This is a genomic window from Sphingomonas sp. HF-S4, assembly GCF_032911445.1.
GTDB classification, from domain to species: Bacteria; Pseudomonadota; Alphaproteobacteria; order Sphingomonadales; family Sphingomonadaceae; genus Sphingomonas; species Sphingomonas agrestis.
Window position 1 is genome coordinate 1,333,566 of sequence record NZ_JAWJEJ010000001.1, and the last position, 25,954, is coordinate 1,359,519.

25 protein-coding genes are annotated in these 25,954 nt (G+C 66.5%); 15 read left to right on the plus strand and 10 right to left on the minus strand.

Annotation, left to right across the window (positions count from 1 at the left end):
- Positions 1–3 precede the first annotated feature (3 nt).
- Genes aspS through RZN05_RS05685 form a run of 4 tightly spaced genes read left to right on the plus strand, consistent with a single transcriptional unit; the run spans position 4 to position 5,089 of the window.
- Positions 4–1,818 (plus strand): aspartate--tRNA ligase, encoded by a 1,815-nt coding sequence (gene aspS / locus RZN05_RS05670; RefSeq protein WP_317227570.1) that lies wholly within the window; start codon positions 4–6, stop codon positions 1,816–1,818.
- Between the two features lie 29 nt (positions 1,819–1,847).
- Positions 1,848–3,239: an L-serine ammonia-lyase gene (locus RZN05_RS05675; protein ID WP_317225646.1), complete on the plus strand. Its 1,392-nt coding sequence runs from the start codon at positions 1,848–1,850 to the stop codon at positions 3,237–3,239.
- Between the two features lie 24 nt (positions 3,240–3,263).
- Positions 3,264–4,280 (plus strand): 2-hydroxyacid dehydrogenase, encoded by a 1,017-nt coding sequence (locus tag RZN05_RS05680; RefSeq protein ID WP_317225647.1) that lies wholly within the window; start codon positions 3,264–3,266, stop codon positions 4,278–4,280.
- Between the two features lie 35 nt (positions 4,281–4,315).
- On the plus strand, positions 4,316–5,089 hold the full coding sequence (locus tag RZN05_RS05685; protein ID WP_317225648.1) for a polyphosphate kinase 2 family protein: 774 nt from the start codon (positions 4,316–4,318) through the stop codon (positions 5,087–5,089).
- A 1-nt stretch (position 5,090) separates the two neighbouring features.
- Here RZN05_RS05685 and RZN05_RS05690 read toward each other — a convergent pair whose 3' ends face one another.
- Together RZN05_RS05690 and RZN05_RS05695 are read right to left on the minus strand one after the other, a co-directional pair.
- The gene (locus RZN05_RS05690) at positions 5,091–5,729 is read right to left on the minus strand and encodes a hypothetical protein (RefSeq protein ID WP_317225649.1); all 639 of its coding nucleotides are present in this window, start codon (positions 5,727–5,729) and stop codon (positions 5,091–5,093) included.
- A complete protein-coding gene (locus RZN05_RS05695; RefSeq protein ID WP_317225650.1) occupies positions 5,726–6,355 on the minus strand; it encodes a carbonic anhydrase in 630 nt (209 codons plus the stop codon). Before RZN05_RS05695 ends, RZN05_RS05690 begins: the two co-directional genes overlap by 4 nt.
- A gap of 115 nt (positions 6,356–6,470) precedes the next feature.
- On the opposite strand from RZN05_RS05695, the gene lipA reads away from it, so the two are divergent.
- The 3 genes from lipA to RZN05_RS05710 all read left to right on the plus strand — a co-directional run bounded on the left by lipA (position 6,471) and on the right by RZN05_RS05710 (position 8,857).
- Entirely contained in the window at positions 6,471–7,403 is a 933-nt protein-coding gene (gene lipA, locus RZN05_RS05700) for a lipoyl synthase (RefSeq protein ID WP_317225651.1), read from the plus strand.
- Positions 7,403–7,858 carry a type II toxin-antitoxin system RatA family toxin gene (locus tag RZN05_RS05705; protein ID WP_317225652.1) on the plus strand — a complete coding sequence of 152 codons (456 nt, stop codon included), beginning with the start codon at positions 7,403–7,405 and terminating at the stop codon, positions 7,856–7,858. The genes lipA and RZN05_RS05705 overlap by 1 nt, the downstream gene beginning before the upstream one ends.
- Before the next feature lie 102 nt (positions 7,859–7,960).
- Positions 7,961–8,857 carry a hypothetical protein gene (locus RZN05_RS05710; RefSeq protein WP_317225653.1) on the plus strand — a complete coding sequence of 299 codons (897 nt, stop codon included), beginning with the start codon at positions 7,961–7,963 and terminating at the stop codon, positions 8,855–8,857.
- A 3-nt stretch (positions 8,858–8,860) separates the two neighbouring features.
- Here the strand turns inward: RZN05_RS05710 and RZN05_RS05715 are convergent, their stop codons facing one another.
- Both RZN05_RS05715 and RZN05_RS05720 read right to left on the minus strand, forming a co-directional pair.
- Complete coding sequence (locus RZN05_RS05715) at positions 8,861–9,394, minus strand: CinA family protein (protein ID WP_317225654.1); 534 nt, start codon at positions 9,392–9,394, stop codon at positions 8,861–8,863.
- A gap of 39 nt (positions 9,395–9,433) precedes the next feature.
- A complete protein-coding gene (locus RZN05_RS05720; protein ID WP_317225655.1) occupies positions 9,434–10,573 on the minus strand; it encodes a bifunctional 2-C-methyl-D-erythritol 4-phosphate cytidylyltransferase/2-C-methyl-D-erythritol 2,4-cyclodiphosphate synthase in 1,140 nt (379 codons plus the stop codon).
- Positions 10,574–10,657: 84 nt separating this feature from the next.
- Here RZN05_RS05720 and dusB point away from each other — a divergent pair, with 84 nt between their 5' ends.
- From dusB to ntrX, 5 genes are read left to right on the plus strand one after another with little or no spacing between them, the layout of a single operon-like run.
- Positions 10,658–11,656, plus strand: coding sequence for a tRNA dihydrouridine synthase DusB (dusB, locus tag RZN05_RS05725; protein WP_317225656.1), 999 nt, complete (start codon positions 10,658–10,660; stop codon positions 11,654–11,656).
- The gene (locus RZN05_RS05730; RefSeq protein WP_317225657.1) at positions 11,632–12,729 is read left to right on the plus strand and encodes a two-component system sensor histidine kinase NtrB; all 1,098 of its coding nucleotides are present in this window, start codon (positions 11,632–11,634) and stop codon (positions 12,727–12,729) included. Before dusB ends, RZN05_RS05730 begins: the two co-directional genes overlap by 25 nt.
- Positions 12,726–14,168 carry a nitrogen regulation protein NR(I) gene (ntrC, locus tag RZN05_RS05735; protein ID WP_317225658.1) on the plus strand — a complete coding sequence of 481 codons (1,443 nt, stop codon included), beginning with the start codon at positions 12,726–12,728 and terminating at the stop codon, positions 14,166–14,168. The genes RZN05_RS05730 and ntrC overlap by 4 nt, the downstream gene beginning before the upstream one ends.
- A 60-nt stretch (positions 14,169–14,228) precedes the next feature.
- Complete coding sequence (locus tag RZN05_RS05740; protein WP_317225659.1) at positions 14,229–16,487, plus strand: sensor histidine kinase NtrY-like; 2,259 nt, start codon at positions 14,229–14,231, stop codon at positions 16,485–16,487.
- Positions 16,484–17,863 carry a nitrogen assimilation response regulator NtrX gene (gene ntrX, locus RZN05_RS05745; protein WP_317225660.1) on the plus strand — a complete coding sequence of 460 codons (1,380 nt, stop codon included), beginning with the start codon at positions 16,484–16,486 and terminating at the stop codon, positions 17,861–17,863. The genes RZN05_RS05740 and ntrX overlap by 4 nt, the downstream gene beginning before the upstream one ends.
- 1 nt (position 17,864) lies before the next feature.
- Here the strand turns inward: ntrX and RZN05_RS05750 are convergent, their stop codons facing one another.
- A complete protein-coding gene (locus tag RZN05_RS05750) occupies positions 17,865–18,182 on the minus strand; it encodes a DMT family transporter (RefSeq protein WP_317225661.1) in 318 nt (105 codons plus the stop codon).
- 235 nt (positions 18,183–18,417) lie between these two features.
- Between RZN05_RS05750 and hfq the strand changes: the two genes are divergently transcribed.
- Positions 18,418–18,909: an RNA chaperone Hfq gene (gene hfq / locus RZN05_RS05755; RefSeq protein WP_317225662.1), complete on the plus strand. Its 492-nt coding sequence runs from the start codon at positions 18,418–18,420 to the stop codon at positions 18,907–18,909.
- 7 nt (positions 18,910–18,916) lie between these two features.
- Positions 18,917–20,209: a GTPase HflX gene (hflX, locus tag RZN05_RS05760; protein ID WP_317225663.1), complete on the plus strand. Its 1,293-nt coding sequence runs from the start codon at positions 18,917–18,919 to the stop codon at positions 20,207–20,209.
- A gap of 6 nt (positions 20,210–20,215) precedes the next feature.
- Here hflX and RZN05_RS05765 read toward each other — a convergent pair whose 3' ends face one another.
- From RZN05_RS05765 to RZN05_RS05775, 3 genes are all read right to left on the minus strand, one after another.
- Complete coding sequence (locus tag RZN05_RS05765) at positions 20,216–21,220, minus strand: serine hydrolase domain-containing protein (RefSeq protein ID WP_317225664.1); 1,005 nt, start codon at positions 21,218–21,220, stop codon at positions 20,216–20,218.
- A 129-nt stretch (positions 21,221–21,349) separates the two neighbouring features.
- The gene (mazG, locus tag RZN05_RS05770; RefSeq protein WP_317225665.1) at positions 21,350–22,099 is read right to left on the minus strand and encodes a nucleoside triphosphate pyrophosphohydrolase; all 750 of its coding nucleotides are present in this window, start codon (positions 22,097–22,099) and stop codon (positions 21,350–21,352) included.
- A 38-nt stretch (positions 22,100–22,137) separates the two neighbouring features.
- On the minus strand, positions 22,138–22,776 hold the full coding sequence (locus tag RZN05_RS05775) for a WG repeat-containing protein (protein ID WP_317225666.1): 639 nt from the start codon (positions 22,774–22,776) through the stop codon (positions 22,138–22,140).
- Positions 22,777–23,106: 330 nt separating this feature from the next.
- Between RZN05_RS05775 and RZN05_RS05780 the strand changes: the two genes are divergently transcribed.
- Positions 23,107–24,507 carry a hypothetical protein gene (locus tag RZN05_RS05780; protein ID WP_317225667.1) on the plus strand — a complete coding sequence of 467 codons (1,401 nt, stop codon included), beginning with the start codon at positions 23,107–23,109 and terminating at the stop codon, positions 24,505–24,507.
- A gap of 2 nt (positions 24,508–24,509) precedes the next feature.
- On the opposite strand, the gene RZN05_RS05785 is transcribed toward RZN05_RS05780, so the two are convergent.
- A complete protein-coding gene (locus tag RZN05_RS05785) occupies positions 24,510–25,187 on the minus strand; it encodes a retropepsin-like aspartic protease family protein (RefSeq protein ID WP_317225668.1) in 678 nt (225 codons plus the stop codon).
- The gene (locus RZN05_RS05790) at positions 25,184–25,954 is read right to left on the minus strand and encodes an MBL fold metallo-hydrolase (protein ID WP_317225669.1); all 771 of its coding nucleotides are present in this window, start codon (positions 25,952–25,954) and stop codon (positions 25,184–25,186) included. The genes RZN05_RS05785 and RZN05_RS05790 overlap by 4 nt, the downstream gene beginning before the upstream one ends.

Genomic DNA, 25,954 nt, shown 5'->3' on the forward strand with positions numbered 1-25,954 from the left:
GACATGCACGCCTATCGCACGCACACCTGCGCCCAGCTCCGCGCCGCCGATGTCGGCCAGACCGTCCGCGTCTCTGGCTGGGTGCACCGCAAGCGCGATCATGGCGACCTGGTTTTCATCGATCTGCGCGACCATTATGGCATCACCCAGATCGTCACCGACGTCAGCGGCCCAGCCTTTGCCGCGATCGAGTCGTTGCGCAGCGAGTCGGTGATCACGGTCACCGGCACCGTGGTCGCGCGCGACGCCGCTGCGGTGAACCCCAACCTGCCCACCGGCGAGGTCGAGCTCCGTGCCGCCGAAGTCACCGTGCAGGGCGCCGCGCAGGAATTGCCGCTGCCGGTGTTCGGCGACCAGGAATATCCCGAGGATATTCGCCTGCGTTATCGCTTCCTCGATCTGCGCCGTGAGCGGCTGCACAAGAACATCCTGCTGCGCTCGAACGTCATCGCCTCGCTGCGCCGTCGGATGATCGACCAAGGCTTCACCGAGTTCCAGACGCCGATCCTAACGGCCTCTTCCCCCGAGGGCGCGCGCGATTATCTGGTCCCGTCGCGGGTCCACCCGGGCAAGTTCTACGCGCTCCCCCAGGCGCCGCAAATGTTCAAGCAGCTGCTGATGGTCGCCGGCTTCGATCGCTATTTCCAGATCGCGCCGTGCTTCCGCGACGAGGATGCGCGCGCCGACCGTTCGCCGGGTGAATTTTACCAGCTCGATTTCGAGATGAGCTATGTCACGCAAGACGATGTTTTTGCGGCAATCGAGCCCGTGCTGCACGGCGTGTTTGAAGAGTTTGCAGACTGGGAGGGCAAGGGCCGCAGCGTCTCGCCGCTGCCGTTCCAGCGCATCCCGTACCGCGAGTCGATGCTCAAGTACGGCAACGACAAGCCCGATCTGCGCAACCCGCTGCTGATCACCGACGTCTCGGACTTCTTCAAAGGTTCGGGCTTCGGGCGTTTCGCGTCGATCGTCGAGGGCGGCGATATCGTCCGCGCGATTCCGGCGCCGGGCACGCATGAGAAGAGCCGGAAGTTCTTCGACGACATGAACAGCTGGGCGCAGTCGGAAGGCTTCCCGGGTCTCGGCTACGCCACCCAGAAGGACGGCGTGTTCGGCGGCCCGATCGCCAACAACCACGGCCAGGACGGTATGAAGGCGATCGCCGAGGCGATGGGCCTCGGCCCCAACGACGGCATCTTCTTCGCCGCCGGCAAGGAAGCGCAGGCCGCCAAGCTTGCCGGCCTCGCTCGTACCCGCGCGGCCGAGCAGCTCGAACTGATCGACGCGTCGCGCTTCGAATTCTGCTGGATCGTCGATTTCCCGATGTTCGAGGCCGACGAAGACACCGGCAAGATCGACTTCAGCCACAACCCGTTCAGCATGCCGCAGGGCGAGCTCGCGGCGCTGGAGGGCAAGGACCCGCTCGATATCCTCGCCTATCAGTACGACATCGTCTGCAACGGCGTCGAGCTGAGCTCGGGCGCGATCCGGAACCACAAGCCCGAGATCATGTACAAGGCGTTCGAGATTGCCGGGTACAGCCAGACCGATGTCGACACCAACTTCGCGGGCATGATCAATGCGTTCAAGTTCGGCGCCCCGCCGCACGGGGGATCGGCGCCGGGCGTCGACCGCATCGTCATGCTGCTGGCCGATGAGCCCAACATCCGCGAGGTGATCGTCTTCCCGATGACCCAGAAGGCCGAGGACCTGATGATGCAGGCGCCGAGCTTCGTCAGCGAGAAGCAGCTCAAGGAACTCAACATCCGCCTCGCGCCGCAGGTGGCGGCGGATCTTGCCAAGCAGGCGAACGACTAACCGGCGGCAAGCGCCGGGCAGGAGAGACTATGTCGGACGAGGCTAACGCTCGGGCCCGCGCTCGGGCGGAAGCTACCATCGGTATCGCCGACCTGTTCACGATCGGCATCGGCCCGTCGAGCTCGCACACCGTGGGACCGATGCGCGCCGCCGCGGCTTTTGCCGAGACCGCGCTCGATCGCGGTACGCCGACTGCTGTCTCTTGCGAGTTGTTCGGCTCGCTCGCGCTCACCGGCCGCGGCCATGCCACCGACACCGCGGTGATGCTCGGCCTTGCCGGCTACCGCCCAGAGACCGTTGACCCCGACGCGGTTGCTACGATCGTAGACACGATCCGTGCCGAGGCGACGCTGGTGCTCGGCGGCCATGTATCCGTCCCGTTCGTCGACGGGCATCATCTCGTGTTCCGCGAGGATCGCTTCCTCTCCGCACACCCCAACGGCATGCGTTTCGTCGCGCATTATGCCGAGGGCGAGCCCTATGAGAGCTTCGTCTATTCGATCGGCGGCGGCGCGATCGTCGAGGGCGGGTGCGAGCCACCCCAGGCCAATGTCGCGCTCCCGTTCGCGTTCAGCTCGGGCGCCGAGTTGCTCGCCGTGGGCGAAGCGCAGGGCGTGAGCATCGCCGATATCGTCCGCGCCAACGAAGCGGCGTGGCGCGATGATGCCGAGACAGACGCGTTCCTCGACAGCCTGCGCGCGGCGATGTCGGCGTGCATCGACCGCGGCTGCCGCGGAGAAGGGGAGTTGCCCGGCGGGCTCAAGGTCAAGCGCCGCGCGCGCGACCTCCACCAGCGCCTGATCGCGCGGGGACCGCGCAGCGATCCTTCCCTCGTGTTCGACTGGGTCAGCCTTTGGGCGCTCGCGGTCAACGAGGAGAACGCCGCCGGTGGCCGCGTCGTCACATCGCCGACCAATGGCGCCGCTGGGGTGATCCCGGCGGTGCTGCGCTACTACGAGACCTTCTGCGCGAGCCCCACGCCGGCAGGCGCCCGCGTGTTCCTGCTCACCGCGGCGGCGATCGGGTTTCTCTACAAGAAGCGGGCCTCGATCTCCGCCGCCGAGATGGGGTGCCAGGGCGAAGTCGGCGTCGCCTGCTCGATGGCCGCCGCGGGCCTAGCCGCCGCGCTCGGCGCGACCAACGCCCAGATCGAGAATGCCGCCGAGATCGGCATGGAGCATAATCTTGGCCTGACTTGCGATCCGATCGGCGGGCTCGTCCAGATCCCGTGCATCGAGCGCAACACAATGGGCGCGATCAAGGCGATCAACGCCGCTTATCTCGCGATGCACGGCGACGGCAGCCACATCGTCAGCCTCGACGCGGTGATCGAGACGATGCGCCAGACTGGCGAGGACATGCGCTCGAAGTACAAGGAAACTGCCCAGGGCGGCCTCGCGGTTAACGTCGTCGCCTGCTAGTCGCTTCCCGCGAGGGAGAAGGCGATGCGTGTCGCGATTTTCAACACCAAGGCCTATGATCGGCGCTTCCTGACGCAGGCTAATGCCGGGTTCGGGCACGACCTCCATTTCCTCGAGCCCCGGCTCGACCTGGCGACTGCGCCGCTCGCGGCGGGGCACCAGGCGGTATGCGTGTTCGTCAACGACGTGCTCGACGCGGGGGTGCTCGGAAAGCTCGCTGAGGGCGGCACGAAGCTGGTCGCGCTGCGCTGCGCCGGGTTCAACAATGTTGATATTGCCGCGGCCGAGCGGCTCGGGATCACGGTGGTGCGCGTGCCCGCCTATTCGCCGCATGCCGTGGCCGAATTCACCATCGCGCTGCTGCTCGCGGTCGATCGCAAGGTGCCAAGGGCTTGGGCGCGCGTGCGCGAGAATAATTTCGCGCTCGACGGGCTGATCGGGCGCAACCTTCACGGCCGCACCGCCGGCGTGATCGGCACCGGCAAGATCGGCGCGCTGGTAGCGCGGACGCTGCGGCTCGGCTTCGATTGCGAGGTATTGGCAAGCGACGTCGTCGAGGATCCCGAACTCGCCGCGATCGGCGTGCGCTATGTCGATTGCGCCACGCTGCTGGCAGAGGCGGAGATCGTCACGCTGCACTGCCCACTGACTCCTGAGACGCGCCACCTGATCGACGCCGATGTAATCGCGCGCGCTCGCGATGGCCTGGTCATCGTGAATACTAGCAGAGGCGCGCTGATCGACACTGCCGCACTGATCGGCGGGCTCAAGGCCCGGAAGGTCAGCGCGGTGGCACTCGACGTCTATGAGCAGGAGGCCGACCTGTTCTTCGAAGACCTCTCCGATGAGATCGTCTCGGACGATCTGTTCCAGCGGCTGCTCACCTTTCCGAATGTGCTGGTGACCGGGCATCAGGCCTTCCTCACCGAGGAAGCCCTGGAGGCCATCGCGCGCACCACGCTGTCGAGCATTAGCGATGCCGAGGCGGGCCGTGCGCTCGCCAATCGCGTCGATACCCGGCTGGTTGCGGGATCGCGCTGACTGCCCATACGTTGCTTCGCAGACAAGGAGGCGGGATGGCGATCGATCTCAGCGACTACGAGGCGGGCGACGCCTTTGACGGGCACTATAAAAAGGCGCTCAAAAAGCTCCAGAAGCGGCTCAGCCGCATCCACTATGCGCACATCGTGCACAAACGGCGCGCGATCGTCGTTTTCGAGGGCTGGGATGCTGCGGGCAAGGGCGGGATCATCCAGCGGCTTACCGCGGAATGGGATCCGCGCTATTACGAGGTCTGGCCGATCTCGGCGCCGACTCCCGAGGAACTGGCGCACCATTTCCTCTGGCGCTTCTGGCGGCGGCTGCCCGCACAGCACAATATCGCGATCTTCGACCGCAGTTGGTATGGCCGGTTGCTGGTCGAGCGGGTCGAGGGCTTCGCCAAGGAGGCGGAGTGGCGGCGCGGCTATGACGAAATCAATGATTTCGAGGCCCAACAGGTCGAGACCGGCGCGACACTGGTCAAGGTGTTCGTTCACGTCACCCAGACAACGCAGGACGAGCGGCTACGCGCGCGGCTCGACCATCCCTGGAAACGCTGGAAGACCGGCCTCGACGATTATCGCAACCGGGCGAAGCGGGCGGATTATCTCGAGGCGATGGCCGAGATGTTCGAGCGCACCGACACCAAGCTTGCCCGCTGGATCGTGGTGGACGGCAATGACAAGAAGGCGGCGCGCATTGCCGCGCTGACCGCGATCGCCGATGCGCTGGAGAAGCGAGTGCCGATGGAGCCGCCCGAACTCGACCCCGAAGTCGAGAAGATCGCGAGGAAAGCGCTCGGGCGCTAACTCAGTCCGGCAGTTGCTCGAGCGCGGCGAACATGTCCGCGGCGATCGCCGGGGCGGCGGTGTCGTCGCTTGAGTCCAGCAGTCGCCTGGCTTCGGCTTCGAGCGCCGCGGGCCGCTCTTTCGCCGGCAGCGCGACGATCCGGGCATAGCTGTCCGCGGCGCGGACCCAGGTGCCGTTGACGCCTTCGACATCCTCGACCGAGCGGGCGAAGGGCGAACCCTCCTGGTGGAATTGCTTGCCGTCGCGCTTGAAGACCGCGACGACCAATGCACCGACCGCATATTGCTGGCGGATGCAGGCGCCCATCAATGCGCTCGGGTGCACGATATGGAGCGGGGTCGGGAAACGCGGCGTCGGCCGGTCGTCGATCGAGACATAGCCGGAAACGGCGAGCGGCTCGGCGGGGAGCACGCCCTTGATCGCGCGGATCGGCTCCAGCCGCACCTGCGGCTTGCCCCAATTGCCGTCCTTGAGCGCCTCGGACGCCGGCCCCGACGCGACGCGGGCCAGCACGACCAGATCAGCCTTATCGACTAGTTCGTAATTGCTCGGGACGCGGTAGCCCGGCACCACGGAGCAGGCATATGCAGGCGTCGCCCCGATAGCGGCGAGGGCAAGCAGGGGCGTGCGAAGCTTCATGCCGGAGCGAATGCTCCGTCCTCGTCCATAACGTGAAGCACGCCGTCGCGGATCGCGAAGTAGGCGCCGTGGATCTTGAGCGTGCCCTCAGCCTCGCGCTCGGGGATGCACGGGAAGGTGCGCAGATTGGCGATCGATACGCGCACCGTCTCGAGTTCGAGCGCGTGGATCGCCTCGGGGCCGTCGCCATGCTCGGCGATGATCCGCTCGCGTGCCTCGTCGAGCATATCGACCCAATGCGCGATAAAGCCGCCGCGCCCCGCGGGCGCGCCCTTGAAGCGCTGAGTCAGCGCCGCATGGACGCCGCCGCAGGCGCCGTGGCCAAGTACGACGATCTCGGGGACTTCGAGCTGCGTCACGGCGAATTCGAGCGCCGCCGAAACGCCGTGCCGGCCGCCGCCGAGCTCGAACGGCGGGACAAGGTTGGCGATGTTGCGGACAACGAAGATTTCGCCTGGCGAAGTGTCGAACACCTGCGCGGGATCGACTCGGCTGTCCGAACACGCGATCACCATCACCTTCGGGCTCTGGCCCTCGGAGAGCTCGTCCCAGCGTTCGCGTTGTTCGCTGTAGCCATTCTGGCGGAAGCGCTGATAGCCGGTGAGCAGGGCGTTATAGTCGGTCATCGCGTCTCTTTAGCCCAATGCGCGCGGTTGCGAAGCCGGCGTGCAATCGAAAACTGCAACCCGGCATGCAAGCGCAGTTGTTGTGTGTGCAAGCGCGGATCGCTATCTGGCCCTCATGAACGAGATGTCGCCGCTGCCCCGCCCCGAGCGCGTACGCAAACCCGACTGGATCCGCGTCAAGGCGCCGACTTCGGAGGGCTTCGCCGCGACGCGCGCGCTGATGCGATCGAAGAGCCTCACCACGGTGTGCGAGGAAGCCGCCTGCCCGAACATCGGCGAGTGCTGGTCGAAGAAGCACGCGACGGTGATGATCCTGGGCGACACGTGCACGCGCGCCTGCGCCTTCTGCAACGTCAAGACGGGTATGCCGCGTGCCGTCGACCCGATGGAGCCGCAGAACGTCGCCGATGCCGCGGCGCAGATGGGGCTCGAGCATATCGTCATTACTTCGGTCGATCGCGATGATCTTCCCGACGGTGGCGCGAAGCAGTTCGTCAAGGTGATCGAGGCGATCCGCAAGTCGAACCCGACGACGACGATCGAGATCCTCACGCCCGATTTCCGCAACAAGCACGAAGCGGCGGTCGAGATGATCGTCGCGGCGCGGCCCGATGTCTACAACCACAATCTGGAGACCGTGCCGCGGCTGTATCCGACGATCCGCCCGGGCGCGCGCTATTACGCCTCGCTGCGGCTGCTCGAGACGGTCAAGCGGCTCGATCCGTCGATCTTCACCAAGTCTGGGATCATGCTCGGGCTCGGCGAGGAGAGGCTCGAGGTCCATCAGGTAATGGACGACATGCGCAGCGCCGACATCGATTTCCTGACGATGGGCCAGTATCTCCAGCCGACCCCGAAGCACGCCAAGGTGATCGATTTCGTCACGCCGCAGGCGTTTGGTTCCTATGGGGCGATTGCGCGCGCCAAGGGCTTCCTGCTGGTTGCCTCGTCGCCGCTGACCCGGTCGAGCTATCACGCCGGTGACGATTTCGCGAAGATGCGCGATGCGCGAGCGGCCAAGCTGGCGAAGGCTGCCGCAGCCGTCTGATGCCCAAGCATAGCGAGACGCGCGCGCTGCCTTATACGCCGGAGCAGATGTTCGACCTCGTCGCCGATGTCGAGCGTTACGGCGAGTTCCTCCCCTGGGTCAGCGCGGTGCGGGTGCGCGCGAACAGCGATACGCAGATGGTTGCGGATCTGATCGTCGGGTTCAAGGGATTACGCGAGAGCTTCACCTCGCGCGTCGAAAAGCAGCGCCCGGGGCATATTCGCGTCGACTATCTCGAAGGGCCGCTCAAGCACCTCAACAACGACTGGACGTTCCGCAGCGACGGGCAGGGCGGCTGCCTAGTCGATTTCTGCGTCGACTTCGCGTTCAAGAACCGCGTTTTCGAGATGCTCGCGGGGCAAGTGTTCGATCGCGCGCTCCGGAAGATGATCAACGCCTTCGAGGAGCGCGCCGCGCGACTCTATGGCGATGCGGGCACCCATAGCGCTGCCTGAGACCGCCCTGACGCTGTCCAGCCTCCGATCGTCCCGCGAGCACTGTCTCCGGGATGACGCACTGCACAAAGTCCCTCTACTTCTACGCTCACGAGGGAGATCATGATGCACGCCTATGATATCGATGTCGGGCCGTGGCGCACCGGCAATCCGGACCGCGGCGAGGATGGATGGTGCTATGGGCTGCCGCCGGGGATAGCGCCCGAGCAATGGCCACTCGATCCCGTGACGGGCCATCCACTGGTGCATGGCTTCACGCTGTTGCTTCCCGAAGACTATCGCGTGCATGGGCCGGAGATCGTCGCGCTCTCGTTCTTCGCGACGCCGGTGGATGGCAATGACGGGGGTGCCTCGGTGTGGAACGATGCCGTCGCCGCGCTGATCGATGCACCGGGCGATACGGCGCCCGACGATCCCGTGCTGTCGGCATGGTGGCAGCGCGCACGCCAGGCGCATCCCCGGCTGCATCGAATGCGGGACATCCTCGATTACGCCTATGCCGCCGTGCTGCTGACGCGGGCGGAATATGAAGGACCGCCCTGTGCGCCGCCTGCGCCGATCGCCGATCCGTCGCACGATGCGGCGGCCCCGGCATGGTTGTCAGAGGGCGCGGCACCGGCCTTCGAGAGGTTCAGCGGGCGGACTCCGTTCCGCGACCCCGCCGAGCCCTGGTCGATCCATTGCCCGCTGCGGCTGATCGCGCGCGCGGACGACCCCAATGCCGGGCTGGCCCCGCAGGAGACGTGGGGTAACGAGGATGCCGCGAACGGCTATCGCTCGCCTTATTACACTGCGCCGGACGGCGAATGGCGTGAACAGCCCTGGCTCAAGGACCATGCGCCCAACCATCTCGGCGGGACGATGCGCCCGATTCAGGGCGTACCCGAGTTCAGTCCCTATTATATCGAGTTCGAGGAGGCGCTTGGCGGGTATAATTTCGGCGGCGGCAATGCGCAGCTCGACATCCGCGAGCTGGAGTTTGACTGGGCCTGCGGCTGACGCTCAGGCGTCGGCGCCAGACGCTTCGGCGGGCTCGCCCGGCATCAGCAGTTCGAGCGCGCACAGCGCCGCCTGGAGCCGCACCCCGGCGCGGCCGGTATCCTCGAAATGTCGCGCATCGGCGACGATGTGCTGCGGATCGGCGCCGCGCTCGGCCTGGGCGAACACTACGGTGCCGACCGGCTTCTTCTCGCTGCCGCCGTCGGGGCCGGCGATGCCGGTGATCGCCACCGCCACATCGGCGTTGCTGCGTCTCAGCGCGCCCTGCGCCATGCTCCAGGCAACCGCGATCGACACCGAGCCGAAAGTCTCGAGCACGTCGCTGCTGACCTTGAGCACCTCCATCTTGGCTTCGTTCGAATAAGTGACGAAGCCGGCCTCAAACACATCGGACGAGCCGGGAATCTCGGTGAGCGCGGCGCTGACCAGCCCGCCGGTGCAGCTTTCGGCCACGGCGATCTTCCGCCCCGCGGCACGATTGGCCTCAAGCACCTTGCGGGCCGAGTCGACGAGTTGGGGCGGGAGAATCGTGTCCATAGGCTCAGGCCTCTGCCACTGGGATGTTTCCGTGGCGAGTCATGCCGTCGCCGCGGGCAGGCGGACGGTGGCGATCGCCTGCGCGGCCATGCCTTCGCCCCGTCCTGTAAAGCCAAGCCGCTCTGTCGTGGTGGCTTTCACGCTGACCTGGCCGACTGCGAGACCGAGTATAGCGGCGATGCTGCCGCGGATGCTGTCCCGATGCGGACCGATCTTGGGGGCTTCGCAGAGAATCGTCACGTCGATGAAGTCGATGATCCCGCCCTCTGTGGCAAGTAGCGTGGCAGCGTGTTCGAGGAAGCGCGCCGAAGCGGCGCCGCGCCATTGCGGGTCGCTTGGGGGGAAATGCATGCCGATATCGCCCGCGCCGATCGTGCCGAGCAGCGCGTCGGTGATCGCGTGGAGCGCGACATCGGCGTCGCTATGGCCCGAGAGGCCCTTGTCATGGGGGATACGGATGCCGCCGAGCCAAAGCTCCTTGCCCGTGGCGAAACGATGAACGTCGAAGCCCTGCGCGGTGCGGACCCGCAGCGTCGCCGCGTGGCGCGCCTCGGCGGCGGCGAAGTCGGCGGGATGGGTGATCTTTTCCAGGGCGATGTCTCCGGGGACGAGCGCGACTTGACGGCCGAGCGCGCGGACCATCTGCGCGTCGTCGGTAGCTTCGCGATCGGCGGGCCACGCGGCGTGCGCTGCGCGGACCGTGGCGGTGCGGAAGGCCTGCGGGGTCTGGACGCGGACGACGCCGTCGCGCGGCACGGTCTCGCCGAGCACCTCGCCCCCGCGCGCGAGTGTATCTGCGACGGGGAGAGCGGGGAGGGCGCCTTCGTGGGTTTCCAGCGCGGCAAGCAGCGCGTCGATCACGGCATGCGAGAGAAAGGGGCGGGCGGCGTCGTGGATCAGCACGCGTTCGGCGTCGATCGCGGCGAGGCCATTGGCCACCGACTCGCGGCGGGTGGCGCCGCCGAGAACGTGGCGGGCCGTGCCAATAGCGGCGGTAAGGGCTGGTTCCTGCCCTTCGCCGATCACCACCACGACGTCGTCGATTGCAGGATGTGACGACAGCGCGGTATAGCTGTGCGCCAGCATCGGCCTGCCGGCTACGGTCGCAAATTGCTTGGGCACGGTCCCGCCGATGCGCGTCCCTTGCCCGGCGGCGACGATTAGCGCTGCGATCTTCATCGCGGCGGGGCGTAGCGTGGAAGCCCCGGCTTGCCAATCCGGGGTTGTGCAGCTAGGCATCGCTGCCTATTTTTCAGGCAGATCATGCGCGAACTCGCTCCTATCCAGATCGGCCTCGTCCGGGTCGAAGCCCCGGTGCTGCTTGCGCCGATGACCGGCGTGACCGACCTGCCGTTTCGCCGCGTCGTGCGGCGCTATGGCTCGGGGCTCAACGTCACCGAAATGGTCGCCAGCCAGGCGGCAATCCGCGAGACCCGTCAGTCGCTCCAGAAATTCGCCTGGGACCCGATCGAGAACCCGGTGTCGATGCAGCTCGTCGGCTGTACGCCGCATGAGATGGCCGAGGCCGCCAAGCTCAGCGAAGAGCGCGGCGCGGCGATCGTCGACATCAATATGGGGTGTCCGGTCAGGAAGGTGACCAGCGGCGATGCAGGCTCGGCGCTGATGCGCGACTTGAAGCTCGCCGCATCGCTGATCGAGGCGTGCGTCCAGGCGGTTAGCGTGCCGGTCACGGTCAAGATGCGGATGGGCTGGTGCCATGACAGCCTCAACGCCCCCGAACTCGCGCATATCGCCGAGGATCTGGGCGCAAAGATGATCACGGTCCACGGCCGTACGCGCAACCAGATGTACAAGGGCAGCGCCGACTGGGCCTTCATCCGCCAAGTGAAGGACGCCGTGTCGATTCCGGTGATCGCGAATGGCGACATCTGCACAATCGAGGACGCGCGCGCTGCGCTCGAGCAGTCCGGCGCCGACGGCGTGATGATCGGCCGTGGCGCCTATGGCCGACCGTGGATCCTGCGCCAGGTGATGGACGCGCTGACCGGCAAGCCCGAGCTTCCTGAGCCCTCGCTCGACGAGCAATATCGCGTGATCGTCGAGCATTATGTCGATACGCTCAGCCATTATGGCAACGAAGTCGGCGTCAACATGATGCGCAAGCATATCGGCTGGTATACCAAGGGTATCCATGGCTCGGCTGAGTTCAGGAACAATGTGAACAAGCAGGCCGATCCCAAGGTCGTGCTCGAGATGCTCGCGGAATTCTATGCGCCATGGTCTTCGCGCGCGGCAGCCTGAGGCGCGCCAAGCCGGAACCGACGGGACCCGGCTTTGGCGAGCTGTTCGCGGCGTTGCCCGTCGCCGTGCTGGTGATCGACCCCGACGGCCGCATCGCCCATGCCAATTCGGCCTGCGAGCTGCTGCTCAACCATAGCGAGACGACGATGGTCGGGCAGCCGTATGACGCGGTGCTGCTGCCGCCCGAGGATTATGCCGATCGCCGCGACGGCCATGGCTTCGCCGCCTTCGACACCGAGATCGAGGCGGTTCGAGGCCCCAAGATGCGCGTCGATTTCGTCGAAAGCCCGATCGCCGACAAGCCCGGCTGGCGCATCGTCACGCTCCACCACGCGCCGCAGTCGCGCCGAGTCGCGCAGGGTGCCGACCGCACGGCGGGTGCGCGCGCGGCAGTCGGCGCGGCGGCGATGCTCGCGCACGAGATCAAGAACCCGCTTTCCGGGATCCGCGGCGCGGCGCAGCTCCTCCAGAATGCCGGCGAGGATGCCGAGCTCACCCAGCTCATCACCACCGAAGTCGACCGCATCGTCGCGCTGATCGACCGGATGCAGGACTTCACCGATACGCGCCCGCTCAAGCTGGCGCCGACCAACATCTATCCTTTGCTCGATCACGCCCGGCGCGTGGCGCTGGCGGGGTTCGCGCGCGACATGGTGATCGAGGAGCATTTCGATCCCTCGCTGCCGCCGGTGCTGATCGATCCCGACGCATTCCTCCAGGTGCTGCTCAACCTGCTCAAGAACGCGGCCGAAGCGCTGGGAGGTGCAGTGGCCGATCCGCGGATCATGCTGTCGACCGCCTATCGCCACGGTATGTCGGTGAGCACGGGACAGGGGCGCCCGCGGCAGAAGCTGCCGATCGAGATTCTCGTGGTCGATAATGGTCCGGGTGCGCCGGCGGACATCGCCGAACATCTGTTCGAACCGTTCGTGTCGGGAAAGCCGGAGGGGAAGGGATTGGGGTTGCCGCTCGTCGAGAAGCTGGTTCGCGATCAAGGCGGCATCATCCAATATGCCCGAGAGCGCGAGCCCGAAGTGACCGTATTCCGCATCCTGCTGCCGAGGGCGGCGTGAACGGATCGGTCCTGATCGTCGACGACGACGCGGCGATCCGCACCGTCGTCGCCGCCGCGCTCAAGCGCGAGGGGCATCAGGTGACCACCGCTGCAAGCATCGCCGAGCTGCGCCGCGCGCTGGCCGCCGGCGTGCCCGACGTACTGGTAACCGACGTGGTGCTGCCCGACGGCAACGGGCTCGACGTCGCCGCGGGGCTGGCCAGCGAATATCCCGAGCTGCCGATCATCGTCTTCTCGGCGCAGAATACGCTGGCGACCGCGGTGCGCGCCACCGAAGTCGGCGCGTTCGACTATCTGCCCAAGCCGTTCGACTTGGACGTGCTCGCCCAGGCGGTACGCGGCGCGATGGCGCGGCGGCAACGCGAGCCGGCCGAACTGCCCGAGGCCGAGATCGCCGGAGGATCGACGCTGATCGGGCGCTCGCCGGCGATGCAGGAAGTCTATCGCGTGATCGCTCGAGTGGTCGCCAACGACCTGACCGTGCTGATCTCGGGCGAGTCCGGCACCGGCAAGGAGCTCGTCGCCAAGGCGGTCCACGATCTCGGTCCGCGTCGCCGCGCGCCGTTCGTGGCGCTCAACATGGCGGCGATCCCGCGCGAGCTGATCGAGGCCGAACTGTTCGGGCACGAGCGCGGCGCCTTCACCGGCGCGGCGACGCGGGTGGCGGGCAAGTTCGAGCAGGCGGCGGGGGGCACGCTGTTCCTCGACGAGATCGGCGACATGCCGATGGACGCGCAGACGAGGCTGCTGCGCGTGCTCCAGTCGGGCGAGTTCACCACCGTCGGCGGTGCGCGGACGATCCGCGCCGATGTCCGCATCGTCGCCGCGACAAACAAGGATCTGGGCGTGCTGATACAGACCGGGCAGTTCCGCGAAGACCTGTTCTACCGGCTCAACGTCGTGCCGGTGAGCCTGCCTTCGCTACGCGAGCGCCGCCAGGACGTGCCGCTGCTCGCGCGCCATTTCCTCGATCGAGCGGCCGAGGCTGGGCTACCGCGAAAGCAGCTCGCCAAGGACGCGGTCGCGGTGCTCGAAGGCTATGACTGGCCCGGCAATGTCCGCGAGCTGGAAAACCTCATGCGCCGCATCGCTGCGCTCAGCCGCGACGAATGGATCGATGCCGAGGGCATCCGCGGCGCGATCGGCGAGGCGAGCAGCTTCCAGCCGGCGACTCGCGATCCCGGGATCGACGCGGCGGTACGCGCCCGGCTCGAGCGGATGGCGATCGAAGAGCCGCGCACGCTCGACGACGGCACGCTCTACGAACGGATCATCGGCGAAGTCGAACGTCCGTTGATCGAGGCGATGCTTGCCCGTCACCAGAACAACCAGCTTCGCGCGGCGCGAGCCTTAGGGATCAATCGTAACACGCTGCGGAAAAGGCTCGATACGTTGGGGATCGATATGGGCGGTGATCGACCAGTCGGCTCCGATTAGCGACGAGTAACCAAAAATTATGTGTTCTTTTTGCCACAATCTCGTTGTATCCCGGCAACGATGGATGCCGTGACCGAGCCGATCACCGAAGCAGCACCGCGCAAGCGGCGCTTCGGTGTCACGCCCGCGGTCGAGGTCGGGGTTCTGGTAGTCGCAGTTGCGATCGCCGGTCTAACCTATGCGATGGCGATCGGTCGCGACTCTTCCGAGCAGCTATTGGCGCCGCCGACGATCGCACTCCTTCTCGTCGCCAACCTCATCTCTTGCGGTTCGCTGATCGTGCTGTTGGGCAGGCGCGTGGCGAAACGGCATGCGTCGCGATCGGCTTCAGGCGGGGACGGACGACTCCACGTACGGCTCGTTGCAATTTTCTCGGTGCTCGCCTCGGTGCCTACCGTGCTGCTTGCGGTGATCGCATCGCTGCTCTTTCAGTATGCGGCCGAATTCTGGTTCTCCGATCGCAACCGCGGGATACTCGAAAATTCGCAACGGCTGGCGCAAGAATCCTATGCCCAACTGTTGAGCTATGTCGACAATGAGAATGTCGCGATGGCGAACGACGTGCGGCGCATGCTGTTCGAATATCGCTGGGAGCCGGACAGCAAGGAATTCTACGGCACACTCGCCCAGGGTGTGTATCAACGCAGCCTGTCGAATGCGGTGCTTTTCTCCGTCGATGCCAAGGGGCAAATCCAGACACTTGCGATCGTCAAAAATTCCGATCGCAACCCGATGCAGGACATCGAGTTCAACGATATCAAGAAGATGCAGGCTGGCGCACCAAGCGTAGTGGGTACCAACGCTCAGCGGACCTATTCGCTCGCCCGTGTCGAGGGGACCGAGCTTTACCTGTATGCGACGCGCGAAGTCGGTGCGAAGGAAATGGCCGACCGTGTCGAGCGGGTTCGCACCGTCCTCACCGATTATCAGACGCTGCTGAGCCGTACGCGCGCCTTCCAGGTTCAGTTTAATATCGCGTTGCTGGTTATCTCGCTGTTCGTCATCGGTGTGGTAGTCTTCATCGCCCTTGCGGTTGCGGACCGGCTGGTCCGCCCGGTCAACGAACTCGTCGGCGCGGCGCGTAAGGTTGCGGCCGGTGATCTCAAGGCACGGGTGCCCGAGCGCAAGACGCGCGACGAGATCGGCGTGCTTGCCGGGGCGTTCAACCAGATGACCAGCCAGTTGCAGGCACAGACCAACGCGCTGGTCACCGCCAATGCCCAGCTCGAGAGCCGGCGCGCGCTGATCGAGGCAGTGATGTCCGGCGTGTCGGCGGGCGTGGTCTCGATCGGCTCGGACCGCACGGTGCGGCTGATGAACGCCTCGGCGCTGGCGCTGCTGCGTTGCGACGAGGTGGACTCGGTAGGCAAGCCGCTCGGCGTGATCGCGCCCGAGCTCGAAGCGCTGCTCGACGCACCCGAGCGCGAGGCGGTGGTCCAGGTCACCGTCGGCGGCGAGGCGCGGACGCTCGCGGTCAAGATAACGTCGGACGAGGCCGGGCAGGTGCTTACCTTCGACGACATCACCCAGCAACTGCTCGACCAGCGCCGCGCGGCCTGGTCCGACGTGGCGCGGCGGATCGCGCACGAGATCAAGAACCCGCTTACGCCGATCCAGCTCGCCGCCGAGCGGCTCCAGCGCCGCTACGGCAAGCAGATCGAGGGCGGGGAGGGCGTTTTCAGCCAGCTGACCGGGACGATCGTGCGCCAGGTCGGCGACCTGCGCCGGATGGTCGATGAATTCTCCTCCTTCGCGCGGATGCCGAAGCCGCTGTTCCGCCGCGAATCGCTGCTCGACATGGCGCGCCAGGCGATGTTCCTCCACGAAGTCGCGCATCCGACGATCCGCTTCGAGCTAGACGTGCCCGACGAGCCGCCGAGCCTCGTCTCGGATCGCCGCCAGATGGGGCAGGCGCTGACCAACGTCATCAAGAACGCCGTCGAGGCGATCGAGGCGCGGGGCGAAGGCGAGGCGCTGCCGCAGGGCGAAGTCGTGCTGACGATCCGCCAGCAGAACCCGCAGCACATCCTGCTCACCATCGCCGACAACGGCATCGGCCTGCCCGTCGAGCGAGACCGCATCGTCGAGCCCTATATGACCACCCGCAGCCGCGGCACCGGCCTCGGCCTCGCGATCGTCAAGAAGATCGTCGAGGAGCATTGCGGCACGATCGGCTTCAGTGACCGTGCGGGCGGCGGGACGGTCGTCTCGATCGGCTTCGACACCGACGCGCTTGATAAACTCGCGCAACAGAACTCCGACGGCGAGGCCGCCGAACCGCGCGCGCCTGCCCTTACCAGAACCGGAAAATCTTCATGAGCCTCGATATCCTCGTCGTCGACGACGAACGTGACATCCGCGAACTGGTCGCCGGCGTGCTCGAGGACGAAGGCTACGCCACCCGCGGTGCCGCCGACAGCGATGCCGCGCTCGAAGCGATTGCCGAGCGCCGGCCGAGCTTGGTGCTGCTCGACGTGTGGCTCCAAGGCTCTCGGCTCGACGGGCTCGAACTGCTCGACGAGATGAAGCGGCGCGATCCCTCGATCCCCGTGCTGGTGATCTCGGGGCACGGCAATATCGACACCGCGGTCGCCGCGATCCGCCGCGGCGCCTCCGACTTCATCGAGAAGCCGTTCGAGGCCGAGCGGCTGCTGCTGCTCGTCGAGCGCGCGACCGAGACCGAACGGCTGCGCCGCGAAGTCGTGTCGCTGCGCGCCTCGGTTGGCCGGGAGACGGACCTCACCGGCAATTCGGCGGCGATCAACACCGTGCGCGCTACCTTGAAGCGCGTCGCGTCGACCGGCAGCCGGGTGCTGATCACCGGCGGGCCGGGGGTGGGCAAGGAAGTCGCGGCACGGCTGCTCCATGGCTGGAGCCAGCGCACTGCTGCGCCGTTCGTGATCGTCAGCGCGGCGCGGATGACGCCCGAGCGAGTCGAGGAGGAATTGTTCGGAGTGGAGGAGGGTGGCGACCTGGTCCGCCCCGGGCTTCTCGAACAAGCCCATGGTGGCACGCTGTTCCTCGACGAGATCGCCGATATGCCGGTGGCGACGCAGGCGCGGATTTTGCGCGTGCTCACCGATCAGAGCTTCAGCCGCGTCGGCGGCACGCGGGTCGTCAAGGTCGATGTCCGTGTCGTCTCGGCGACTGCGCGCGACTTGATGGCCGAGATTGCCGCGGGGCGCTTCCGCGAGGATCTCTATTACCGGCTCAACGTAGTTCCGGTTGCGATTCCCCCTTTGACCGAGCGGCGGGAGGACATCCCGGTGCTCGTCGAGCATTTCGTCGCGCATTATGCCAGCGAGCGCCGCGTGCCGACGCCCGAGATCGCACCCGATGCGATCGTCGCGCTGCAAAGCTATGAATGGCCGGGCAATGTTCGCCAGCTGCGCAATGTCGTCGAGCGCACGGTGATCCTCGCGCCGGGGGATCGGATCGGGCGGATCGACCTAGACCTGCTGCCTCCCGAGGTGCTGGGGCGACAGGGGGAGGCGGGGCCCGGCGGCGGCGCCACCGCGATCATGGGCGCGCCGCTCAAGGAAGCGCGCGAGAGCTTCGAGCGCGAGTATCTGCGCGTCCAGATCCGCCGCTTCTCGGGCAACATCTCGCGCACCGCGAGCTTCATCGGGATGGAGCGCTCGGCGCTGCATCGCAAATTGAAGCTGCTCGGGATCACCGAGACGCGCGACGAGTAGCCTAGGGCGTAGCAAGCTTCATCAGGCTGATCCCGGCGACGATCAGCGCGGCCGCGGCGAGCCGCATCGGGCTGGCGCTTTCGCCGAGCAGCACTACGCCGACGATGAAGGCCCCGACCGCGCCGATCCCGGTCCATATCATATAGCTGGTGCCGAGCGGAAGCTGGCGCATCGCCCAGGCGAGCAGGCCGAAGCTCAGGAACATGAAGACGAAGGTGGCGATCGCCGGACCGGGCCGCGTGAAGCCGTCCGACAGCTTCATGAAATAGGCCCAGACGACTTCGAGCAGGCCGGCGAAGAACAATGCGATCCAGGCCATCGGGCCCTCCTTTGGAAGGCCGGGCCGTCCCGGGCATTGGCCTGCGAAGATGCAGGGGAGGGCGTGGCCTCGCGCCGCCGATCTAGGGAAATCGCATCGCGGCTTCAAGCGGGCATATGGACGCGGCGGGGCGCAGCGCCTAGACTGACCCAAGCGCCGAGGTGGCGCGACATTCCGACGCCGGGAACCGGCGCGACGCGGGACATGAGCCCGCCAAGAATAGAAGGAAATCAACATGGCCGAGAAGCAGACCTCGCTTCAGGATCTTTTCCTCAACTCGCTCCGGCGCTCGAAGGTGCCGGTCACCATGTTCCTGGTGAAAGGCGTCAAGCTCCAGGGCATCGTCACCTGGTTCGACAATTTCTCCGTGCTGCTGCGCCGCGACGGCCAGTCGCAGCTCATCTACAAGCACGCCATCTCGACGATCATGCCGGCGGGCCAGATCGACCTTGCCGCGCTCCTCGAATCCGCTGGAGAGTTCCAGCACAAGAACCCGGTCTTGCAGGAAATTTTCCTCAACGCGGTCCGCAAGCAGCAGGAAAACGTCACGATGTTCCTGGTCAACGGCGTGATGCTCCAGGGCCAGATCGCTGCGTTCGACCTGTTCTGCATGCTGCTCCAGCGCGAGGGCATGGCGCAGCTGGTCTACAAGCACGCCGTCTCGACGATCCAGCCGGCGCATCCGCTCAACCTCGCCGAGGAAACGAACGGCACCGACGGCGATTGATGGCCGCATGAGTACTGGTTTCGATCGCGACGCCGACGAGTTCACCCGCGGCGCGCGTGCGGTTGTCGTCTATCCCGACATGGGCGGCAGCTCGCGCGACGCGGAGGCTCGGCTGGAGGAGACTGCCGGGCTCGCCGCGGCGATCGGGGTCGAGGTGCGCGAGAAGCTCGCGGTGAAGCTCCGGCAACCCAAGCCGGGGACGCTGATCGGCTCGGGCCAGGTCGAGGCGATCGCGGAAAGCGTTCGCGATTCCGAGCTTCAGCTCGCCGTCTTTGACGCAGCCCTGACGCCCGTCCAGCAACGCAACCTCGAGACCGCGCTCGGTTGCAAGGTAATCGACCGCACCGGCCTGATCCTCGAGATTTTCGGGGAGCGCGCGCGCACGGCCGAGGGCCGGCTCCAGGTCGAGCTTGCGCATCTCGACTACCAGGCGGGCCGGCTGGTGCGTAGCTGGACGCACTTGGAGCGCCAGCGCGGCGGCTTCGGCTTTCTCGGCGGCCCGGGCGAGACCCAGATCGAGGCCGACCGCCGGCTGATCCGTGACCGGATGGCGCGGCTCAAGAAGGAACTCGACCAGGTCAGCCGCACTCGCACGCTTCACCGCGACCGGCGCCAGCGCGCACCCTGGCCCATAATTGCGCTCGTTGGCTATACCAATGCGGGAAAATCGACACTTTTCAATAGGTTGACCGGTGCTGACGTCATGGCGGAGAATTTGCTGTTCGCTACGCTCGATCCGACGCTGCGGCAGATCGCATTGCCCGGGATCGACAAGGCGATCCTGTCGGATACGGTGGGGTTCGTTTCCGAACTGCCGACCCAGCTCGTCGCCGCGTTCAAGGCGACGCTGGAGGAGGTGGTTTCGGCCGACTTGCTCATCCATGTCCGTGACATCGCGCACCCCGACAGCGAGGCGCAGCGCGCCGATGTCGAAAAGGTGCTCAGCGAGATCGGGGTGGCCGAAGCTACGCCGCGCTTTGAGGCATGGAACAAGCTAGACCTGCTCGACGACGAGCGCCGCGCACAGGCGCTTGAGGACGCGGGCCGGCGCGAGGACGTGATGCCGATCTCGGCCTGGACGGGGGAGGGCGTCGATACGCTGATCCAGACCGTCGCCGCGCGACTGACCGCGGGGCATCGCCGCTACACGGTCACGCTACCCACCAGCGACGGGGCGGGCGCGGCGTGGCTCCACCAGCATGGCGAGGTCGTCGAGCAGCGAATCGAGGACGAGCAGGCGGTGTACGAAGTGCGAATGGCGCCGGGCGACTATGAGCGGTTTTTGACACGGCAGGGTTAAGCCCGTTTAGCGTCGATCGGGATCGAGCAGCGCCTTGAGGATCGTTTCGGACCGGCGCTGGCCATAGCCGCGGCCATAGGCGCTCGACGTGATCGCCACCACCATGCGGCGCGACGGGACGACATAGATCTTGTTGCCGCCATTGCCCGAGGCGAACGACACGCGCACATCCTGCCCGCCGATCTGATGGGTCTTGGCGTACCAGAAATAGCCATAGGCATCGGCATAGGGATCGCTGTCGGCGATCGGCACGCGCGGCGCGAGCGCCTCGCGCAGCCAGGTGGCGCTGACGATCCGGCGGCCCCGATACACGCCCTCACCACGGACCATCTCGCCGATCGCAGCGAACCCGCGTGCCGTCAGCCACAGATTTCCCTGGCCCTTGGTGTAGCCCGCGACATCGCTCGCCCAGCGCCGTTGCGTGATTCCGAGCGGGCGGAACAGATGATCGTCGGCAAAATCGACCATCGAGCGCCCCGACGCCCGAGCGACGACGATGCCGGCGAGATAGGCGGTGAGCGAATTGTAGCGATAGACCGTGCCCGGCGGGTCGGCGCGGGGAACGCCCAGAGTAAAGGCAAGTGGGTCGCTCGCTTCGTCGAGCAGATCCTCGTTGCCCGGAGACTTGGGATCCTCGTCGAACGCCGCGAGCCCCGATCGCATCGTCAGCACATCGGCCAGCGTAACGCTGCCGATCGCGCTGTCCTTGGCCTCGGACCAATAGGCCGAGACGGGGTCGCGGAGGCTTCGAATGCCGCCGCGGTCGAGGGCGATGCCGACCAGCAGGCTGGTGACGCTCTTGCCTGCCGAGCGGATGTCATGGAGCGTGTCGGGCGTCTCACCGTTGTAATAGCGCTCGGCGATGCGTTTGCCGTCGCGCAGCACCACGACTGCCTTGAGGTCGGGATGCTCGTCGCGGTCCCAGCGGGCGAGCACGGCTTCGAGTTGCTTATCGGTTCGTGCTGCGGCGGGGGCAGCGATCAACAACGAAGTCATCCATAAGAACTTCATGTGGCTTCCCCCTTTTCGATTGGCTGAGGCAAACCGTCATCCCGGCGAAAGCCGGGATCTCATGCGAAAGATCCCTGCGGCCTGAGATCCCGGCTTTCGCCGGGATGACGGAAAGTACGAGTTACGACATTAGCGCGCCTTGACCCTCTGCCAGAGCGCTTCCTTGCCGTCGAGGTCGAGGCCTTCGAACGAATCCCCAGCTTCGGCTTCCATCGCCTTGAAACGCTTTTCGAACTTAGCGTTTGCGCCGCGCAGCGCGGCTTCGGGATCGACACCCTGTTTCCGCGCCCAATTGACCATTGCGAAGAGCAGGTCGCCGATCTCTTCCTCGGTCTCATCCGGCGTCTGCGCGGCCTCGACCTCGGCGAGTTCCTCGTCGATCTTGGCGCGGGCGCCGCTGGCGTCGGGCCAGTCGAAGCCGGTGCGCGCGGCGCGCTTCTGGAGCTTTTCGGCGCGGAGGAGGGCGGGGAGGCCGAGCGCGACGCCGTCGAGCGCACTTTCATGGCCCTTGGCGCCCCGCTCGGCGGCCTTGATTTGTTCCCACAAATGATGACCGCCCTCGGTTGCCCCGAGGAAGATATGCGGGTGGCGGCGCTCCATCTTGTCGCTGATCGTATCGATCACGTCCTGGAGCGCGAAATGCCCGGCTTCCTCGGCGATGCGGCTGTGGAACACGACCTGAAGGAGCAGGTCGCCCAATTCGTCCTTGAGATCGGCCATGTCGCCCTGGGCGATCGCGTCGGCGACCTCATAGGCTTCCTCGATCGTATAGGGTGCGATCGTCTCGAAGGTCTGGACGGTATCCCATTCGCAGCCGGTCTTGGGATCGCGCAGGCGGGTCATGATCGCGGCGAGACGGGCGATGGTCGGTTCGGTCATCGCCGAGCGATAGGCGATGCGTGGCGATCGGCAAAGCCTCAGCGCGGGCAGCCGCGCGCCGATTTGGCGGGGCGCCGCGCGGCGAGTTCGGCGGTGGTGTAGCGCAACGGCACCAGCTCGCGGCCGTGACAGTCGATCACGCCCCAGCGGCCGCCGGTGACGACGTGATGCTCGCCGGCGTCGACCGGCGTGATCGCGCAGCCGATGCACACCGCGGCGCGGCCATTCTCGAAGGGTTCGCCCCAATCATAGCCGGTGCGGATGCGAACGCGCAGGCGCCGGTCGACATAGGCCAGGCGGCCGTCGATCCGCGCGCGGGCGCGGCCCTGCGAGAACGGATCGGGACCATTGTCGAACACGAACATCTGGGCCATGCGGCCGTCGCGGTGGCGATAATAGATGCCGGACCGGGAGATCGAGACCTGCGCGAGGCCCTGGTCGTAATGGAGGCTCTCGACGATGTGTGGGGCGATTTGGGGATGCTCGATGTCGGTGGTGGCGCAGTCCTTGGCCATTTCGAAGCTGCCGGTTTGGTCGGAATAGAAGCAGGCTTCGGTATAGGCCGGTTCGACGCTTTGCGCGGTGGCGGGAGATGCCGAGCATAAGGCGAGGATCGCGAGGGGAATGGCTCGGATTAGCGTCCGGAACGCCGCATCGGCTAGAACGATAATATACATTATGTAAAATCCAGATAAGTTTTTACTGGGTCGTCGTCCAAGGCCACCGTCACCCCGGCCTTATGCCGGGATCCACCCCCGCCGCGCCGGCTGGACAAGCCGACCATCGCCGAAGCTTGCCGCCCGGTGGACGCCGGCACAAGGCCGGGGTGACGGAGTATTTGCCGAACACGCGGATTCCGATCGCGCGTGTCGATCGGCCCGCTCTGGGCTCGCCGCGTTCGTAGGCGCTCAAACCTCGCGTTAGCGAACCTGCAAATCTCCCATGACAAATTGCGCGTGACATTACAGGACGGCGCAACCCGATTGCGCGCCCCGGAGAGACGATACATGCCACTTCGTGCCTTGCGCACCCCGATCGACCGCGGCGCGCTGGCGCTGGTCGGCTTTGCGCTGGCGGTCGCGGCGTTTCTCGCCTTTGCGCCCGCGCTGTTCAACGATGGCGATACGAGCTGGCACCTGGGCGCCGGGCGGCTGATCCTCGCGACCGGATCGGTGCCCGAGGGCGATCCCTTTTCGTTCACCTTTGCCGGGCGGCCATGGATCGCGCACGAATGGCTGGCGGAAGTGATGATGGCGGCGGCGTTCACGGCGGCTTCGTGGGGCGGGCTGGCGGTGCTGACCGCGGGCGCGGTCGGCGGGCTGCTCGTGCTGCTCGGGCTCGAGCTGCGCCGCTGGCTCGCGGTGCCGCGGGTGATCGTCGCGCTGACCTTGGTCGCGGCGATGCTGGCCCCCTTCACCCTCGCCCGGCCCCACATCTTCGCCTGGCCGCTGCTCGCCGGCTGGACGATCGTGCTGCTGCGCGCGCGCGAGGCCGGGCGCGCGCCGCCGCTGCTCGCCGCGCCGCTGATGATCGTGTGGGCGAACCTCCATGCCAGCTTCATCGTCGGGCTGGTGCTGGTCGGCGTGTTCGCGCTCGAGGCGCTGGTGCAGGCGGCGGACCGGCGCGGGGCCTTTTTCGGCTGGGCGGGTTTCGGGCTGGCGTCGCTGGCGCTGTCGCTGCTGACGCCGCACGGGGTGCATGGCCTGCTCTACCCGCTCCAGGTGAGCGGGATGAAGGCGCTGCCGCTGATCATGGAATGGCGGCGGACCGAGCCGGGCCAGGACTGGCTGTTCCTGGCGATCGTCGCTGGGACCGGGCTGCTGGCGCTGGTCCGCCGACCGCGATTGTCGGTGGTGCGGATCGTGCTGCTCGCGGCGATCCTGTACCTGGCGATCGCACATGTCCGTCATCAGCCGCTGGTGGCGATCCTTGGCGTGCTGCTGCTCGCCGGGCCGCTCTCGGGTGCATCGCCGCAGCCGGTGCGCAGTGCGCGGCTGGCCGTGGCGATGTTCGCGCTGGGACTGGCGCTGATCGCGGCGGTGCGGCTGCCGCTGGCGATTCCGCGCCAGGACAGCGCCTCCAACCCCATTACCGCGATCGCTCACATTCCGTCTGAGCTACGCGGACGCCCGGTGCTCAACGCCTATGGCTTTGGCGGGCCGCTGATCCTTGCCGGTATCCGGCCGTTCATCGACGGGCGTGGCGACATGTATGGCGATGCCTTCCTGTTCGAGCATCAGCGCATCATCCAGGGCGACGCGCAGGCGCTGACACGCGCAGTGCGGCGCTGGGGGATCCGCTGGACGATCCTCGAGCCCGAGAACCCGCTGGTCGCCCTGCTCGACCGTACGCCCGGATGGCACCGCGTCTATGCCGACCGCTGGGCGATCGTCCACGCCCGCGACTGACGTCAGATATCGTCGCGGCGGAGGCGGCGTTTGGGTTGGGGCTCGGGCGCGACGCTGGCGTCGGTGCCGGTTTCGCTGGCGCCCGCCTTGGGCACCAGGATCAGCGTCTGGTTCTCGACGCGCCAGCTATGCAACTTGGACAGGAAGTTCATGCCGAGCACGTCGAGATTGCCGAAATTGTCCGAGACCACGACGCCAAGGTCCTGGGTTTCGAGCGGGCCGATCGCGAGCTGCTCGATGCGGCCGCGCCGGGCAGTGACCGTGCCGTTGGCGGTCTCGATCATCACCGGCATGCCGCGGCTCTCGCCGATACCCGCCGCGGCGGCGGTGCGTGCCGAGATCGCCGTGATCGTCGCGCCACTATCGATCAGCATGCGCTTCTCGACGCCGTTCAACTTCACCCGCGCCCAGAAATGGCCGTCGGGCGCCATGCGAATGCGCACGGTCTCGCCATCGACCTGCTGGTCGTCGATGCCGAGCTTTGCCGTGGCGGCGGCGAAGACCGCGCCGATCTCGTGCCGGTGCGCGACCGCGAGGACAGTCAGCACGATGATCAGCGCCCAGGTGACCAGCGAGCGCAGCACGAAGCCGATCGACAGTTTCCGGACCGAGAGCGCGCTGAGGACGAGCACGAGCACGCCCACCAGATAGATCAGGTCCATGCTGTCCCATTCGCTCACGCGCGCATCTCCAGGCCGTCAAAGCCGGGCTCGACCCCTGGAGGCAGCTCGGCAGTCAAGCGCATATAGTCCATCGATTGGTCCATATGAACCAGCGCGGCGCGACGAGGGTGCAACGCCCCTACCCAGCCCAGCACCTGCTGAAGGTTGGGATGCGTGGGGTGCGGCGCGCGGCGCAGGGCATCGACCACCCAGATGTCGAGCCCGGAATAGAGCACCCGCATTTCGTTCGTCATCTCATGGAAGTCTGTGGCATATCCTATTGATTTATATTCACTATCGAATCGAAGGCCGGCCGAGACGATGCCGCCGTGCGGCTGGTCGGCGACGGTGATGCGTATGTCGCCGATGACGAGGCTGTCGGAGAGCGTCTCCAGCGCCACGGTCGGGCGATAGCCGGCGCGACCGAAGAAGGCGTAGTGGAACTTGGCCTCGAGCTGCTCGCGGGTGAACGGCCGCGCATAGCCACGCACGGGCTCTCCGTTGCGGATGTGCATGAGCTGGCGGAGGTCGTCCACGCCGTGGGTATGGTCGGCATGGTCGTGGGTCCAGATCACCGCGTCGACATTCGAGACGCCCGCGGCGAGCAGCTGCTCGCGCATGTCGGGGCTGGTATCGACCAGGATCGTGGTGGTGTCCGTGGAGACGAGAACCGAGGCGCGGGTGCGGCGGTTGCGCGGCTCGTTCGGATCGCAGGCGCCCCAGTCGTTGCCGATCCGCGGCACGCCCGAGGAGGTGCCCGAGCCGAGGATGCGGATCTTCAGCAT

What these genes read in the sequence shown, in the direction of transcription:
- aspS (WP_317227570.1), top strand. Translation starts at nt 4, where the DNA reads ATGCACGCCTATCGCACGCACACCTGCGCCCAGCTCCGCGCCGCCGAT.
- RZN05_RS05675 (WP_317225646.1), top strand. Translation starts at nt 1,848, where the DNA reads ATGTCGGACGAGGCTAACGCTCGGGCCCGCGCTCGGGCGGAAGCTACC.
- RZN05_RS05680 (WP_317225647.1), top strand. Translation starts at nt 3,264, where the DNA reads ATGCGTGTCGCGATTTTCAACACCAAGGCCTATGATCGGCGCTTCCTG.
- RZN05_RS05685 (WP_317225648.1), top strand. Translation starts at nt 4,316, where the DNA reads ATGGCGATCGATCTCAGCGACTACGAGGCGGGCGACGCCTTTGACGGG.
- RZN05_RS05690 (WP_317225649.1), bottom strand. Translation starts at nt 5,729, where the DNA reads ATGAAGCTTCGCACGCCCCTGCTTGCCCTCGCCGCTATCGGGGCGACG.
- RZN05_RS05695 (WP_317225650.1), bottom strand. Translation starts at nt 6,355, where the DNA reads ATGACCGACTATAACGCCCTGCTCACCGGCTATCAGCGCTTCCGCCAG.
- lipA (WP_317225651.1), top strand. Translation starts at nt 6,471, where the DNA reads ATGAACGAGATGTCGCCGCTGCCCCGCCCCGAGCGCGTACGCAAACCC.
- RZN05_RS05705 (WP_317225652.1), top strand. Translation starts at nt 7,403, where the DNA reads ATGCCCAAGCATAGCGAGACGCGCGCGCTGCCTTATACGCCGGAGCAG.
- RZN05_RS05710 (WP_317225653.1), top strand. Translation starts at nt 7,961, where the DNA reads ATGATGCACGCCTATGATATCGATGTCGGGCCGTGGCGCACCGGCAAT.
- RZN05_RS05715 (WP_317225654.1), bottom strand. Translation starts at nt 9,394, where the DNA reads ATGGACACGATTCTCCCGCCCCAACTCGTCGACTCGGCCCGCAAGGTG.
- RZN05_RS05720 (WP_317225655.1), bottom strand. Translation starts at nt 10,573, where the DNA reads ATGAAGATCGCAGCGCTAATCGTCGCCGCCGGGCAAGGGACGCGCATC.
- dusB (WP_317225656.1), top strand. Translation starts at nt 10,658, where the DNA reads ATGCGCGAACTCGCTCCTATCCAGATCGGCCTCGTCCGGGTCGAAGCC.
- RZN05_RS05730 (WP_317225657.1), top strand. Translation starts at nt 11,632, where the DNA reads ATGGTCTTCGCGCGCGGCAGCCTGAGGCGCGCCAAGCCGGAACCGACG.
- RZN05_RS05740 (WP_317225659.1), top strand. Translation starts at nt 14,229, where the DNA reads ATGGATGCCGTGACCGAGCCGATCACCGAAGCAGCACCGCGCAAGCGG.
- ntrX (WP_317225660.1), top strand. Translation starts at nt 16,484, where the DNA reads ATGAGCCTCGATATCCTCGTCGTCGACGACGAACGTGACATCCGCGAA.
- RZN05_RS05750 (WP_317225661.1), bottom strand. Translation starts at nt 18,182, where the DNA reads ATGGCCTGGATCGCATTGTTCTTCGCCGGCCTGCTCGAAGTCGTCTGG.
- hfq (WP_317225662.1), top strand. Translation starts at nt 18,418, where the DNA reads ATGGCCGAGAAGCAGACCTCGCTTCAGGATCTTTTCCTCAACTCGCTC.
- hflX (WP_317225663.1), top strand. Translation starts at nt 18,917, where the DNA reads ATGAGTACTGGTTTCGATCGCGACGCCGACGAGTTCACCCGCGGCGCG.
- RZN05_RS05765 (WP_317225664.1), bottom strand. Translation starts at nt 21,220, where the DNA reads ATGAAGTTCTTATGGATGACTTCGTTGTTGATCGCTGCCCCCGCCGCA.
- mazG (WP_317225665.1), bottom strand. Translation starts at nt 22,099, where the DNA reads ATGACCGAACCGACCATCGCCCGTCTCGCCGCGATCATGACCCGCCTG.
- RZN05_RS05775 (WP_317225666.1), bottom strand. Translation starts at nt 22,776, where the DNA reads ATGTATATTATCGTTCTAGCCGATGCGGCGTTCCGGACGCTAATCCGA.
- RZN05_RS05780 (WP_317225667.1), top strand. Translation starts at nt 23,107, where the DNA reads ATGCCACTTCGTGCCTTGCGCACCCCGATCGACCGCGGCGCGCTGGCG.
- RZN05_RS05790 (WP_317225669.1), bottom strand. Translation starts at nt 25,954, where the DNA reads ATGCTGAAGATCCGCATCCTCGGCTCGGGCACCTCCTCGGGCGTGCCG.